The organism is Niameybacter massiliensis, from assembly GCF_001282685.1.
Taxonomy (GTDB): domain Bacteria; phylum Bacillota; class Clostridia; order Lachnospirales; family Cellulosilyticaceae; genus Holtiella; species Holtiella tumoricola.
Map to the genome: position 1 here is coordinate 2,483,699 of NZ_LN875035.1, position 15,331 is coordinate 2,499,029.

Annotated in this window: 17 protein-coding genes; 4 read left to right on the forward strand and 13 right to left on the reverse strand. The window is 30.4% G+C overall.

Translation table 11 applies throughout. The features are described 5' to 3' along the window. Positions 1–41: 41 nt before the first annotated feature. The 10 genes from BN2390_RS17360 to BN2390_RS17405 form a co-directional block, all read right to left on the reverse strand. Entirely contained in the window at positions 42–1,379 is a 1,338-nt protein-coding gene (locus BN2390_RS17360; protein ID WP_053985570.1) for a methyl-accepting chemotaxis protein, read from the reverse strand. A gap of 3 nt (positions 1,380–1,382) precedes the next feature. Continuing rightward, entirely contained in the window at positions 1,383–2,279 is an 897-nt protein-coding gene (locus BN2390_RS17365) for a chemotaxis protein (protein WP_053985571.1), read from the reverse strand. 16 nt (positions 2,280–2,295) lie between these two features. Next, positions 2,296–2,706: a bacteriohemerythrin gene (locus BN2390_RS17370; protein WP_053985572.1), complete on the reverse strand. Its 411-nt coding sequence runs from the start codon at positions 2,704–2,706 to the stop codon at positions 2,296–2,298. 87 nt (positions 2,707–2,793) lie between these two features. Next, positions 2,794–5,115 carry a PTS transporter subunit EIIC gene (locus tag BN2390_RS17375; RefSeq protein WP_053985573.1) on the reverse strand — a complete coding sequence of 774 codons (2,322 nt, stop codon included), beginning with the start codon at positions 5,113–5,115 and terminating at the stop codon, positions 2,794–2,796. 51 nt (positions 5,116–5,166) lie between these two features. Beyond that, positions 5,167–5,988 carry an HD-GYP domain-containing protein gene (locus tag BN2390_RS17380; RefSeq protein ID WP_053985574.1) on the reverse strand — a complete coding sequence of 274 codons (822 nt, stop codon included), beginning with the start codon at positions 5,986–5,988 and terminating at the stop codon, positions 5,167–5,169. A 14-nt stretch (positions 5,989–6,002) separates the two neighbouring features. Further along, positions 6,003–6,764 carry an EAL domain-containing protein gene (locus tag BN2390_RS17385; protein WP_053985575.1) on the reverse strand — a complete coding sequence of 254 codons (762 nt, stop codon included), beginning with the start codon at positions 6,762–6,764 and terminating at the stop codon, positions 6,003–6,005. A 225-nt stretch (positions 6,765–6,989) separates the two neighbouring features. Further along, on the reverse strand, positions 6,990–8,321 hold the full coding sequence (locus BN2390_RS17390) for a sensor histidine kinase (protein ID WP_053985576.1): 1,332 nt from the start codon (positions 8,319–8,321) through the stop codon (positions 6,990–6,992). A gap of 15 nt (positions 8,322–8,336) precedes the next feature. Beyond that, complete coding sequence (locus tag BN2390_RS17395) at positions 8,337–9,050, reverse strand: LytR/AlgR family response regulator transcription factor (RefSeq protein WP_053985577.1); 714 nt, start codon at positions 9,048–9,050, stop codon at positions 8,337–8,339. 283 nt (positions 9,051–9,333) lie between these two features. Further along, the gene (locus tag BN2390_RS17400; RefSeq protein ID WP_053985578.1) at positions 9,334–9,822 is read right to left on the reverse strand and encodes a hypothetical protein; all 489 of its coding nucleotides are present in this window, start codon (positions 9,820–9,822) and stop codon (positions 9,334–9,336) included. Between the two features lie 74 nt (positions 9,823–9,896). Then, positions 9,897–10,709, reverse strand: coding sequence for a MerR family transcriptional regulator (locus tag BN2390_RS17405; protein WP_053985579.1), 813 nt, complete (start codon positions 10,707–10,709; stop codon positions 9,897–9,899). Between the two features lie 88 nt (positions 10,710–10,797). Between BN2390_RS17405 and BN2390_RS17410 the strand changes: the two genes are divergently transcribed. Continuing rightward, entirely contained in the window at positions 10,798–11,559 is a 762-nt protein-coding gene (locus BN2390_RS17410) for a YitT family protein (protein WP_082238848.1), read from the forward strand. A gap of 36 nt (positions 11,560–11,595) precedes the next feature. Here BN2390_RS17410 and BN2390_RS17415 read toward each other — a convergent pair whose 3' ends face one another. Further along, positions 11,596–12,864 (reverse strand): DNA polymerase Y family protein, encoded by a 1,269-nt coding sequence (locus BN2390_RS17415; RefSeq protein WP_053985580.1) that lies wholly within the window; start codon positions 12,862–12,864, stop codon positions 11,596–11,598. A gap of 9 nt (positions 12,865–12,873) precedes the next feature. Further along, a complete protein-coding gene (locus BN2390_RS17420) occupies positions 12,874–13,143 on the reverse strand; it encodes a hypothetical protein (RefSeq protein WP_053985581.1) in 270 nt (89 codons plus the stop codon). Between the two features lie 230 nt (positions 13,144–13,373). Here BN2390_RS17420 and BN2390_RS17425 point away from each other — a divergent pair, with 230 nt between their 5' ends. The 3 genes from BN2390_RS17425 to BN2390_RS21805 all read left to right on the forward strand — a co-directional run bounded on the left by BN2390_RS17425 (position 13,374) and on the right by BN2390_RS21805 (position 14,878). Then, entirely contained in the window at positions 13,374–13,724 is a 351-nt protein-coding gene (locus tag BN2390_RS17425) for a hypothetical protein (protein ID WP_053985582.1), read from the forward strand. Positions 13,725–13,989: 265 nt separating this feature from the next. After that, positions 13,990–14,331 carry a hypothetical protein gene (locus BN2390_RS17430; protein ID WP_053985583.1) on the forward strand — a complete coding sequence of 114 codons (342 nt, stop codon included), beginning with the start codon at positions 13,990–13,992 and terminating at the stop codon, positions 14,329–14,331. A gap of 52 nt (positions 14,332–14,383) precedes the next feature. Continuing rightward, positions 14,384–14,878 carry a hypothetical protein gene (locus BN2390_RS21805; RefSeq protein WP_154668849.1) on the forward strand — a complete coding sequence of 165 codons (495 nt, stop codon included), beginning with the start codon at positions 14,384–14,386 and terminating at the stop codon, positions 14,876–14,878. A 97-nt stretch (positions 14,879–14,975) separates the two neighbouring features. Here the strand turns inward: BN2390_RS21805 and BN2390_RS17435 are convergent, their stop codons facing one another. After that, the gene (locus BN2390_RS17435) at positions 14,976–15,311 is read right to left on the reverse strand and encodes a hypothetical protein (RefSeq protein WP_053985584.1); all 336 of its coding nucleotides are present in this window, start codon (positions 15,309–15,311) and stop codon (positions 14,976–14,978) included. Positions 15,312–15,331: the final 20 nt, after the last annotated feature.

Here is a 15,331-nt window from a genome sequence, read left to right on the forward strand (position 1 = left end):
ACCTTTACTCTAATATTCTTTATGCCTTTTCATTAAGTCCTTTATTTTCTTAGATTAAAATACTTAAGAATGTCTTGAAGATGCTTCGCCTCTTCCGTTAACATTTCACTAATAGCCGCTCCTTCTTGCGCAGCCCCACTATTTCTTTCCGTAATATTTGTTAACTGCTTTGTTCCTTCCACAAGTTCATTCATAGTCTTTCTTTCTTGCTTACTACTTTCTATTTGACTATTAATAACTATTTCTACTTCACCTATGACTTGTAATATTTCATCAAAAGATATCGCTGTATACTCTGCTGTTTTTTTATTATCATATACCTTCTCTACATTGCTTTGAACGATTTTTTCTACTTCACTTACTATTTCTATGGTTCTATTCGCAAGCTCTCTTATCTCACTCGCTACTACAGCAAATCCTCTTCCTGACTCTCCCGCTCTTGCCGCTTCAATAGCTGCATTTAAAGCTAACAAATTCGTCTGGCTTGCTATTTCATCAATACTCTTAACAACTGAAACAATAGCTTGACTTGAATGTGTTACTGCCTCAGTGGATTCCTTCATATTATTAATTAAATGTTTTCCTTGATTCGCCTTTAATCCTACTTGTTCTATAACGCCTATCTCTTTTTGAACACATGCAACATTTTGAGTAATCATTTGCATCATTTCTTCTATGGATGAAGCAAACTCTTGTATAATACTTGTTTGCTCTGTAGCTGCCTCAGCAACCTCTCCAGCTCCACTTGCTACGGTCTCTGAACTAATCGTTAATTGTGTTGCCATTTCTTCTATAGGTTTGATATTAATGGATATGTTTTCTATAAACTTCTCTATAGATATTTTTATACTTCTAAAATCTCCTGTAAAAGTATCTGAAACCATTATATTAAAGTTTCCTTTTGCCATCTCTCCCATTAACATGTCTATTTCTTTGATTTGGCACCCTAATATTTTAATTACTTGTCTTAAGTGAGTTGCTAATTCTCCTAATTCATCTTTCCCATCATACTCAATGGTTGTATTAAGATTCCCTTCTGAAAGCCCTTTTAAATCATCCTTTATTTGTTGAATGGGTCTTAAAATACTTTTTCTCATTTTTCTTGATAAAACCCACACAATACCTACAGCAGTACAAAACATTAACGCCGCTATAACCACTGTTAAATTGGCAATAGAAATTTCTTGTTCCATACTGCTTCGAATGGCTTCAATTTGTATTGGGCTTAAACCCACTTCTAGTATCTCTATAATTTTTAATAAATCACTCTTTAACAAATTAATTCCTAATACTAAAGTAAGTACACATAAAAGTGATAATCCACCTATTGATAAAATAACAGTAATCCACTTCTTTGATATTGACATATTATTAAACATATTTTATCTCCCCATTAATCTATTGATTTCTTCTACCAATACCTTTATTGAAGGTTTACTAATTTGAGAATCGGCGCCTACCTCCATCCCTTTATGTTTTAATTCCTCTGTAATTAAAGAAGAAAAGAGAATGACCTTTAGCCTTTGGAGCGTCTCATCACTTTTTATCCATTTTGTTAAACTATATCCATCTAAAACAGGCATCTCTATATCTGAAATAAGCAAATCTATCTTTTTATAAAACTCTTGTCCATATTGATTCTTTAATTCGTAAATATAGTCTTTAGCTTCTTGCCCATTATTGAAAATTTTTATATTTCTAAAACCAGCCTCTTCAAGCGTACATCTTAACATCTCACATATAGCTTTAGAGTCTTCTGCCAAAACAATTTTTATATTTTTTAACCTATGATTTTTCTGTACTTTTTGCCCTTGTGCCTCATAGCCTTTTCCAATCTTTGCGCCTATTGCAATACTCTCAAAATCCAACATCACAGTAACATGTCCATCACTTAAAATTGTACCTATAGTTAAATTTTTTTCTGAGATTTGTTCTATTGGATTGATATCTTTCCATGATATTCTTTTAATTTGCTCCACATAATCTACTAAAAATATAACTTGGGTTCCATTAAATTCACATAATAATCCTAGTGCATGTTGATATTGTTCCCTTGGCTTACTACATAAAAGTTGCTGGAGGTCAATCACTACACTTACTTTCCCCCTTACATGAGCTAAACCGGCTATTTCCTCCGAAGCTTTAGGTACTTTTATAACTTCATTTATAGGAATGATTTCTCTTACTTTCAAAACATTTATGCCATAAAACTGTCCATTTATCATAAACTCTATAATTTCAAGTTCACCATTTCCTACCTTTAATAAAATTTCACTCATAGCACTTCCTCCATATTTAGTTAAAACCTTTCATAACTTTCATATCTTCAATAAGTATATGATTAAGTACCCATTCTTGAAGAATAATATTTAAATATTTAATGCCTTCTTGTTGATCTTCTACTAATTTTATACAGTTAATCTTATTTATTTTTTCTATCAAGTCATCATGTAATGCTTTATGCTCTTTTAGAGCTTCTTTGTTGATTTGCTCAATAACCGCTTCCTCTGTATGAAAATGATAGGTAATATACTCTCTCACCTCACATAGATACTTCAATACTTCCTGCTCACTTATTTGCCCTGTCCTCGTTAAAATAAGTTGTTCTAGATCTCTTCCTATTCTAAATAATTCTTTATGCTGCTCATCTATTTCATTTATCCCTACACTAATACGATTGTCCCAATTAAATTTAAAATCTAGCATAACATTACTTCCTTTTATAGTTTAATAATTAAGAAATTAGATAACAAAGTGCATATTGCACCTTATTATCTAATTCTCATAAGCATTTTACAATTTATAACTACTAATAAAACTTTCTAATTGATCTGTATCAATCTTAATACTATTTGATGTTACATCCATTATTTCTGCTACTTGCTTAATATTTTCTGCATTCTTTGTGATATTTTCTGCATACTCTAGTTGTTTTTTAGAAATTTCATATATTTCTTCGATATTTATTTCTACTGAGGTATTTTTTTCTTGAATACTATAACCTGTATCATAAACACTGTTTGCATTATCACTTACAATTTTTATTAATTCTTTTATCTTTTTAAATAACTCAATCATTATTTTACTGTTATATTCTTGTAGCTCTATTTGAGTACCTAAGTTCTCTTTTGTTCTACTGATTACTTCAATATTTTCAGTAATTAAGTCTGTCTTTTCCACGATTTCACTTAATATAGTTTCCGTCGCACTAGCCAATTTGCTTATTTCTTTTGCCAGTACAACAAAACCTTTCCCACTTTCTCCTGCTCTTGCAGCTTCAATGGTTGTATTAAGCGCTAGGATATTCGTTGTAGCTGCTATATTTTTTATTGCTCCAACTAATTCGCCTACTTTTTCTACATTATAATTAGTGGTTATAACGGATTCTTCTAAATCTCTAAAGGAACTAGAAGTTTCTTGCATAATCTCTTCAAGCTTCGTTAATTCTCTTTCTCCAACCAAAGTCATTTCTGTTACTTGATCTGTACTTTGTGTTACTTCTTTCACGTTATCTTTAATATGTAGTAAATGCATCTTAAACTCATTTAAGTTACCTATGATGCTCTGAATATTCCTTACTTGATTATTTGCTCCCTCTAAAGAATCAACAAGTTCTTTATCAATATCTTGGATATTTACATTAAGCTCTTGTGAGTACTTTGTAAGCACTAACGCTTGATTAATACGTTCTTTCATTTGATATCTTATATCACGTATTACTTTGACTAATCCTTTTTGAGTATGTGTAATTGCTCTTGCCATTACCCCAACATCATCTGTTCGCTTTAAGTAGCGATCATCTATCTCATCTGATAAATCCCCATTTATAATCTTATCTGAGAACTCTGCAATCTGATTATTTCTTTTATATTTTGTGGCTTCATGTAGCTTTACGAAAGGCGCATAAATTATTACTCCAACTATGATATTAATAAACTGTAAAATAGCTCCTGCAAACGAACCTGTAATCACTACACCACTAATAAATACAGGTGATGTCCAGTGGCTATTCGCCGTAACAATTGGAACTAACTCCATACTTGTTGCTAGATAAGAAATAATATTTAATACAATAGGTACACCTATAAATGGAATTAAAAAGATAGGATTAAGCACAATAGGCAGCCCTAACACAAGTAATTCATTTACATTAAATAGCCCCATAATAATCGCTAGTGTAGCTATACGACGCGTATGCTTTTTCTTGCTAAAAATTAGCATAGCAATTGCTAGACATAAAGTTGCTCCCGATCCTCCTAAATACACAAAGAAATCAAAAAACGGTTGATTAAAGATTTCTGTTGCAATACCCCCATTAGCTATAGCCATTACATTCGCTTCAATATTAGGAACAAATATATTATTATTAAGTCCCTCTGTAACAGCTGATCCATGGATTCCAAAGAACCATGCCACTTGGTTAAGTAATATGTATATGATGGATGTTAATAGCCCGTTTCCTAGGTTATTAAATGGCATTTGTATCATACTATAGAAGAAATTATAAATGTCTCGAGTATTAAATATTAACATAAAAATTTGACGTGTTGTCGCTACAATAATAATAGTAAGCAACGCTGGTACAATAACTTCAAATGCTTTTCTACTGTTATCACTTACCTCACCTACTGGAATACGTATTCTTAATTTTTCTTTTCTATAGAAATAAGCAAATAGATTGGTTATAACAATAGCTATCAAGATAGCCATACACATCCCTTTTGTACCTAAATCCTTATAATCTGCGCCCCCCTCTATTGTTGGCTCTAGCAAAATAAACAAGGTAACAATGGCTATTAGAATAGCTGTAGATTGGGGTACCCCTTTATGATCTGCTACTTTGTTCGTTAAACTAATCAATAACAGAATGGATAATATGCCAAATGTCCCTTGCCATATCATGCCACCATAACTCTTCCATCCTTCTCCAAATAGTTCTATCATTAAATTCTGATACGCATCTATAGGTAAATTGTTCATTATAGTAAAAAATGAACCTATAAGTACCAATGGAATTAATTCAATGAAAGCTTCTTTGATCATCATAAGATATTTCTTTTCACTAATTTTATTTTGTATATTTAGAACGTGCATTTTTACAACTTGTTTATTCATTTGTTTCTCCCTATATTTAGATTCCATTTACTTATCAGTTATTTTGTTGTATCAACATTCAAAAAGGTCTGCTAAATATTCTACATATTTTATCTCATATTTATTAGATTGACTTCTCATGTACTCTAGAATATCTTCTAGCTTATTCCTTTTATCTGAATATGTCTGATATTCGAAGCAATCTGCTACAGCAACTATTTTGGATTGTTCTATCATTTTCTCTCCTCTTAATTTGTGTGGATACCCACTACCATCTAAACATTCATGATGTTGAAGAATAATATTTTTACTGACCTCTGGAAATTTTATATTTTGAATCACGCCTACTCCTAGCTCACAATGCTTCTCAAATATTACATGCTCCTCTTGGGAAAAAGTGTTCCTATTTTCATAATGTAGATTATTAGGAATAAGCATCATCCCTATATCATGAAAGAATGCTCCTAATACTATTTCTTGTATTTCCTCTTCAGTATACTTGCATTGTTTCGCTATTAAAGCTGCAATAATAGCCACATTCATAGAATGAGAGTAATACCATGGAAGTGTATTAATATATGTATTTAAATGAATATACCATCCTTCAGCTTTCTTTTTATAAATGATATCTTGTATAAGAGGAATGGTAGCGTAGTATTTCTCATAAAACACTTCATACTTTTCTCCTATATTATGAGTTGGAATAACAATTTTACCCCATTCATCCCTATATAAATTATTCTTTTGAATATTTATTAACTCTTGTATATCTATGCCATAGCACTTTAACTTTTTCAACAAATGCCTATTATGATCTACACGTGTTCCCTTTGAAAGAATAAGTACACCTTGCTCATTAAAAATGTCTTCTTGTATCACTAATTCTTTATCCATTCTAACTCCTTTTCTTAAATTTTATAAAATTCACTTAAACAACTTGGTTTTCCTATATAGTAACCTTGTATGATATGACATGGCGTATGATATCTAATATATTCATACTCTTCTCTACTTTCTATTCCTTCTGCTATTATCGACAGCTCTAATACATTGGCCATTTGTATAATAAAGTCTAACAATGCTTGGCTTATCTCATTTTTATGTATATCTCTTATTAAATCTTTATCAATTTTTAAAATATCAAAATTTAATTTTCTTAGGCATTCAATATTTGCAAAGCCTTTCCCAAAATCATCTATTGCTATTTTCATTCCATATTGTCTTAGCTTTTCTATATTACTTTGGGCATGCCTAAAATCTAGAATTCTTATTTCTTCAGTAAGTTCTATTTCTAGCTTATTAAACCATTCTGGCTTATTTATAAAAAGTGACTCTACTTCTTGCATAAATCTTACACTGCAAAGACTCTTAGCTGATAAGTTAATAGCTACTGGATAACTATATAACTTATCTTCTTCCATCTTCCATATATTTTCTATTGCTTTATGTAAGACCCATATATCAAGATCTATTATTTTTCCTAATTTAAAAACATCTTCAAAAAAATCATTTGGACCTATTTCTCCTAGATAAGGATGCTGCCATCTTATTAAAGCCTCTAGTCCAATAATCTTCTCTTCTTCTAGATCATATTTAGGCTGGTAATATAATATAAATTGATTTTTTAAAAAAGCTTCTTCTAATGCTTGAGGTGTTATACTTTTCTTCATATTATTTATCCTCCTTTTCTCTTAATATTTTTATATTTCAACCTACTTCCTAGTTTATTTATCTACAAAATATTTTTCTCAAATACTATTAATTATAATCTAGTTTCTCTTAGACAACTTTTTTCTGTTCCATAATGCAGATTTTTTGTCTCAAAATGCATTAATCTTTTAAATAAAAAATATCCTATAGTACTTAAGTACTATAGGATATTTCATTTCCCCTTACTAATCTAATGTATGTGGTAAATATATTTGTAATATAAATTTTTTATTTTTTTGATCTGTCTTTATGTTTAATAATCCTTTATGTTTCTCTATTATTTCCTGTATATTTTTTATACCTAAGCCATGTTCAAAGGGATCATCTTTTGTAGTGATAAAATGATTATTTCTTATGATGAGTCTTTCATTTAAAGTATTTTCTACTTTAATCACTACCCCCTCTTTTGTATTAATTGTTTTTATATTAATAAATCTTCTTTCTATATCAGGGGCCTTTTCACAAGCCTCTATACAGTTCTCAATGATATTTAAAAATACTCTACATACTTCTAGATCTGTTAATTGAGCACCTTTAGGAATATATATGTACGCATCAAACTGAATCTCTAATTTCTTAATTCTTTCCTGAGCATCCCATAAAATAGCTTGGAGCAATGAATGATTAGAATACTCTTTATAGTCGTCTATAATCGCTCTCATCTCTACATCCATTTCTTCTACAAAGCGCTTCAATCCCTTTATATCTTCCTTAATAATAAGATAGCTTATGCCTTCTATCATATGTTTATAGTCATGTTTGAATTTCCTTAATTTATTTATATGTTCTTTTTGTATTTCATAATAGCTTACTTGTTTACTTATTTGGTTTTCCAATAATATATTTTTAACTTGAGTATCTATATAAAAATCATAAGTCTTTGTATATTGAATGGTTATATAATAAATAAATAACATCAATATAATGATCATTCCCCACTCATATCGCTCTGTTTCAATAGCAAGGCTGTAGTAGGCTCCATATACAATAATTAAGATATTTAGTAATGTTTGTATTTTATATATGATATTAATTGAAAACTTACTTAACCAAATATCTTGCAACTTTTTATATCTAATGATAAAAATAACAGCTATAACTATAGAAATACCCAATTTCATTATGACATATAAATAATTAAAAATTGTATTTTTTAATATTTCTCCTACTTCAATTCTTAAACATCCTGCCATAAAGCAAAATGCTATAAGTCCTATACCACATAAATGTAATACTATATTGCCTGAGGCAAATAAAATATCTTTTTTTCTTCCATCAAACAATAAAGCAAAAAATATAATCATATGAATATAAGTAATGATATAAACTATATAACCTGGAATATATGTATTATTAACTGACACAAAAATAATACTTGATATAAGAATAACGATACTTGTTATATACTTATTAGTTCTTTTTTTTAATATCAGAGATGTTGCATTTATCATAATCACAAAATAAATTATACACGTAACAAATGTTATAACTTTTAATATGATCTCTAATGTATTCACCTATTCTCTCCTTATCTATTCTGCAAATAAATAGTCTTTAAACTTTTCTTTCACATCATTTAAGTATTTTCTCCCTATTTTTAAAGTTTCATTATCTACAAGAACTACCATATCTTTCTCTATATATTTTATAAATTTTAGATGTACTACATAAGACCTATGTATTCTTATAAACGTTTTATCATTTATTTCTTCTATTAAATTCTCTAAACTATTATAGTATTCAAATTTTTCATTTCTATAATAAACTACTATTTTTCTTTTAATTACTTCAAAGTATACAATTTCATCGAGAATTATTTTATATATTTTAGCATTCTTCTTAAAATATAAATATCTTTTTTCTTTCGATTGTACTATTTCAACGGCTTTAAAAAATACCTTTTCGAACTGATCTGTATTCATATTGGCTTTTATTAGATAATTTAAAGGTTGGACTTCAAAAGAATCAAATACATAATCTTTATTGACTGTTAAATATATAATTTGTGCAGTACACCCTAGCTCCCTTAATTTTAGTCCTGTTTCTATTCCATTTATTTCATCCATTTCTATATCTAAATAAATGATATCTGCATCTACATCTTCCATATTAAATATTAATTCTTTTCCATTATTATAAAATTTAATATGTACGTTTAATGCATGTTTTTCTGCTACTTCTATTATTCGTTCTTTAAGCTGCTCTAAAAATTTAGAATTATCATCACATAAATAAATATTAATCATTTGTAACTCCTTCCTTCTCTCTATCCCCAGAATAAGCTTAAGTATTATACCATAATTTATTATTTCGTTAATTACAAATTTAGTTTTTCATCACTTAGTGTCACATCATTATTAATTCACTTATTTTCATAAGACAATCTATCTTAGAATCTGTACTCTAGACTACTATTTTTTACTACTTTTACTATTTTTTTATTTTTAAATTTTATTTTAGTAGTCAATCTCTCTATTATATTTCTTTTGCGCAAACAAAAAGAACATCTAAAAAGATGTTCTTTTTCTATTATTCGCCGATTAAATTCTTAGTAAATTTGAGTGTATTCCCTGCATAAATCTTAAAGTTAAAATAACGTTCCAATGTTATTATTTTTTCCGCTCCACTTGTTTGATTAACTAAATAACTTAACTCTGATAATGCACTTTTCATATAGTTGATTGTATTATCTAACATAAGCAAATCTCTATTCATATACAAGCTATTCTCTATGGAAGAGTCTTTAATCAAATCACTATCTATTTTTCCTCTTAGAGTATCTAAATACTTATTTAGATTTTTTACAGTATCCTTTACATAACTCATATTTACTTCCTGTTCGAAAACAACCTTCTGAGCAAGAGAAAAAATTTGATTCTGTAAAATATTTAATTCTTCTATATAAGCCTGTACATTCTCTTTATGAGCATTATTCATGGTAGCCATACTCTGAACAGGATTACTTATACAGCAAATGATTGCTATCGTCAAAAATATCTTTTGTATAGTTGATTTCATTAAGTATACCTCTATCTTATAATATATATTTTAGAGTGTACCAAATAAAAATAAAATATACCTTTTATTTTCCATTAAACTTTTTCTACCCGTATTTGAATCTCTGTTACAAACTCTTTCTCTTGTCCTGTTTCATGGATATCTATTTTATAAATTTCTAGTGGATCACCTATAATCGTATACTCTTTTTTTCTTATATACTCTAGTATTTGCTTCATACAATTCTTATTATTTTTATAAGCCCCTGTATAATGGCAACTCATATAAGTCCCGGCCTCTAATTTAAAATTAAAGATCTCAGCATCTTCTCCTAATAAACAAAAAACTGACTTAAAGACATTACAAATGCCTTGTTGCACTTTTTCATAATCAAATACAGCGCCAATATTATGATTGCCTAGTATATAAAATTGATCCTCATAGTCCTTTTGAAGTTTTTGAATTAAAATATCTACTTCTTCATCTCTTGTAATATTTGCATTTAAAATTAATGCTTTCCTTTTAGGCATTTCTTTTACTTGAATATGATAAGGTTCTATCCCCTCTACAACTTCTTCTATATCTTTTAGTCTTTCTTTAATATTTTCTTTATGAGCTAAGAGTTCTTCTATCTTTTGGTCAATTAAAGCTACTTCTGTATTTAAAATGCTCTGTGTAGAGGCTATCGTTCTATCGTCTAAGTAATCTTTAATCTTCTTCATAGAGAAGTCTAGGGCTCTCAATTCCTTTATTAGATTTAAACGCCATATATCATGAAGGCTATAAAAGCGATACCCATTTTCTCCTCTCACTGGTTTTAAAATACCTAATTCTTCGTAATACATCAAAGAATCTTTACCAATTCCATAAATTTTAGAGATCTCCCCTATTTTATAATAAGGTTTCATTTTATCATTCCTTTTTAACTTTTTTCAAAAAACCTTTGACTCTAGTATTATGCCATAGTTTATACTTATGATAAAGGAGTTGATATTTATGTATACTCGTCTAAAAAAAATACCTTATAAATCTATTCTTCTGGTTATGGCGGGTGCAACCATTCTTTCGTTCGGAACTTTTAACTTTAACTATCAAAATAGCGTTACTGAAGGTGGTATTCTAGGATTGCTCTTACTCTTTAAAAATCTTTTTAATATTTCTCCTTCTCTTACAAGTGTTGTCTTAGACTTTTCCCTATTTCTTTTTGGTACTAGGTACTTTGGTAAAAGTTTCTTAATGTATTCTTTCTTGTCTACGGCAACTTTCTCCACTACATATGGTATATGGGAACATATAGGACCTATTGTTCCAAGCTTATCTAATCATATGTTAGCAGCTAGCTTACTTGCTGGATTATTCGTAGGTGTAGGTGTAGGACTTGTTGTACTCGGTGGTGGTGCATCTTGCGGTGATGATGTGATTGCACTTGTTGTAAGCAAATTAACCCCACTTAAAATTAACTGGGTTTATATGATTACAGACTTCATTGTACTTGCATTATCTTTAACCTACTTAAGCTTCTATCAAATTTTCTGGTCTTTAATCGCTGTTACTGTAAGCGGTAAGGTTATTGGTATAATCCACGAATTTGGTGAAAAACGAAAAGCAGCTCAAGAAACTGATCATACACTTCTTGAGTCACCTACAGAAGAAGAAGATACTATACTTACTGTTGATCATTCTTCTACAACAGAAGCTGATGAGATGAATATAGATAATGAAGAAACACTTACACTTGATAGTGAAACTGCATCTTAATAAAAAGGCTGTTGCCCAAATGCAACAGCCTTTTTATTATTCTTCTGTAACCTCACAATGTGTAATTCCTGTTTTCTTTTCTTTAGCAATGCCACCTGCCATATGGTCAAGCTTACTTCCTACAAAAGTTGAACGCATAATCGCATCTTCTCCAAATTTTTGTCGTATTTGATCAACGGCTTGGTCTAGCCTCCCATACTTGGTAGTCTCTGGTGTATCGAATAAGGTACACTGCTCTTCCTTCTCATACGTAATATGACTTGTGTGTACCCCTAACTGTCTAATAGGCATTTTATAATCCCAAGATTCTCTTAAAAGTTTACAAACACATGTATAAAGTTGATGCGTCACATCTGTTGGCGATATAAGCATCATTTGATGTGAACGCCTTTCAAAGAAGGTATCAACCATACTCACAGCAATGCAGCTTGCACGCGCTCCATCTTTTCTTAGCCGCATTCCTACTGTTTCACAAAGGGAAAGCAAAATCTTCTGGGCATCTTCCTTACAGCTTACATCATAAGGAATGGTTGTAGCATTACCATAGCCTTTATTAGGTATTTTTTTTGTTGCAACTTCTAATCTATCAATACCATTTGCATAATGATAAATCACTTCCCCCTGCTTTCCTAAGTACGTCCTAAGCATTTTCATATCTGCCTTTGCAAGATCACCTATTGTCCGTATTCCTAACCTTTTTAGTTTTTCTTCTGCTGCACGTCCTACAAAGAAAAGTTCACGTACTGGCATGGGCCACATTTTATCTTCTATTTCATAAGGAAATAACGTATGGATAAGATTGGGCTTTTTTAAGTCACTTGCCATTTTTGCTAATAGCTTATTAGAAGAAATACCTATATTAACCGTAAAGCCTAGTTCCTGTTCTATTCTATCTTTAATTACCTGGGCAATACTTAACGGGCTACCGTATAAGCCTTCTGTCCCTGTCATATCCATAAAGGCTTCATCTATAGAATATTGTTCAACTACAGGAGTGTATGTTCTTAGGAGAGTAATAAACTCTCTAGAACAAGCCTCATAAAGTTCATGATTAGGCTTTACAATAACTAAATCCGGACATTTCATCAATGCTGAAGTAATGGGTTCTCCTGTTTGAACTCCATAGGCTTTTGCAGCTATAGATTTTGCTAAAATAACACCTTTTCGCTGCTCCCTATCACCACCTACTGCTGAAGGTAATGTACGTAAATCCACGCAGTCACCTAAAACTTGAACTCTATAGGCTGCTTCCCAGCTCAAAAAGGCTGAGTTCACATCTATATGAAATATAATACGCTCTACCATAAATACCTCCTAACAAATCACACGCCTAATGGTCCATTTATGGCTCACAATATGATAACGTAATTCTAGCATCTTCTCACTTGCTTCAAACTGTACTTTACAACCATAATCTAATGTTTTAGTGCCTGCAAATTGATTCTCATTGGTATAAATAATATTCACAACTTTTGCCGTTTGCAAATGATGATTTTCATCTTCTAAACGTAACTTTAATGGTACAATTTCCCCTAGTGCATTAAACTTAGAAATGATTTCAATAGGTAGATTGATCCATTCCATAAACCCACTCCTTATATCGAACATATGTTTGTTTTAAGTGTATCAGAACAGATATATTTTGTAAATCATTTTCTGTAACTTTCTTAATATTAAATATTATTAATCTACATTTTTCTATTTTCCAATTGTCACTCTTCTATATAATTGGACATATGATATACAAGATAGATTAAATAAAAATATTTAATACTATCTTAAAATCTATTTCATCTAATTAGGGAGGTTTTTTTATGGCCATGAATGAAAATGTAAACTTCACTCCAGAAGAAAAAATTACACCTGAAGCACCAGTTGCTGCACCACCTTCTCCTACTCCAAAAGGTTTTTGCGAAAATCTTAGCGATGTACTCACAAGTATTGGTGACACTGAAACAAAACTTGGCACTAGCTTAAACAATCTTTCTTATGCTATTCAAACTGCTGTAGCTACTCAACACTTATCTGAAGCTATCACCTTACTTGCTGAATTCCCAGATGCTGTTTACTCACTTGTATTATTAGAATATGCAACTGCTACAAAACTTACAAGGGTATGCAATTGCCAGGCTTGTCAAGGTTGTGGATGCTCTACTCGTCCATAATAGTCTACTATTTTTCATATAAAACTATTTCATATTATTTTACTAGTGCTTTATATCCTATCAAAAGAGTAGATCTTAATCTAGATCCGCTCTTTTTGTTCATCCTTAAATATATTTTTCTTTTTTACAGGATTTTTCACCTTTATACATATTCCAACATATTATATGGTAGATAGACCAAATATATCCTATTTAGTTTATTAGTAGGACAGAGTAATGCTCTTTCTTACAGTGATCTTTATTAATTTATTAGGAGGTTTTTTTTATGGAGAATTCTAACCCTGAACTCCTACAAGAAAAAGGCTATACAACTAAACAATCTGGCCCTATATGTCACCCATCAGCAACTAGCTTTTGTAGTGAACTTGCAGAAATTCTTTCTAGCATTGCTTCTGTAGAGGAAGATCTTGGTGATACTTTAAAAAGCTTAGCATGTTCCTTAGATAAAGTAACTACTGCTGAAGATGTCATAAAAATCCTTAACACTTTACCAGATACTATTTATGCCCTTATACTTCTTGAACAAGCAACAATCAGAAAACTCAATATAGTTTGTGAATGCCCTACTTGTAAAGCTTGTGCCTGCAAACATCATAAAGAATTTTAGAACATTTTAATGTTCTAAAATTCTCCCATAAACTACACAAGGAGGTGTAACTATGTCAATGATTCAAAATCAAGATTGTCCAAAAAAGGGGAGATTTATTGAATTAATAAATTCTACCTATTATCAAATGGATATGCTAGACTATCTCATGTGCAAAGGAAATGAAAAGGTTTGTAATAGTCTTGAAACGCTCTGCCACTCTTGTTACAACTGCTGCAATACAGAAAATGATTTAAAGAATGCATTGAATAATTTAAACATGGCTATTAATTTGTATTATTTCCACTTAAACGCAAAACTTGACCTACTTTGTAACCATCCTATCCTTTTAGATTGTGTGTGTACTCCTTTAGGTTCTAGACATAATACTTCTAGTACTAAATGCTGCCATTGTAAAGTATGTGGAAGATCTAGGCAACACAAGCACCACACAAGTTGTCACTGTCCTTGTTGCCAACAGTGTTTACAAAACACTTGTTGTGAGCAGCCTACTCATAGACATAAAAATACTCATACTAATTCTGCTTTCTATACGACAAATAAGTGAAGTTACTGAGTTTGAAATTAAAATATATTATAAAGGAGTAGCCACTCACTTGAGTGGCTACTCCTTTATAATATATTTTTTGATTTATAATAAATATTTATACCATCGTATTGATATAAATACTTCCACTTAGCTTCGTGGGTATACTTTGAAACATAATAAAATCTGCAACTGTATAAGTAACTCCGGATTGAGTTGCAATAATTGCTGGTCCCAATATCTTCCAGCTTAACTGGGTATATGTTTGTGTACCAATGGTATAGTTTACAGGTATATAGAAATAAGCTTCCTGATTAGCTGTAATGCTTAAATCATTGCCTGATACCTGTGCTATAATTGTACTAAAACTTCCTGGTTCCTTTCCTGCATTGTCTCCAGTAATCTCTGCATCAGACAAAATCATTTTGAAAACAACATTGTTTATTACAGCCATAATTCATTCCTCCTTTGCTT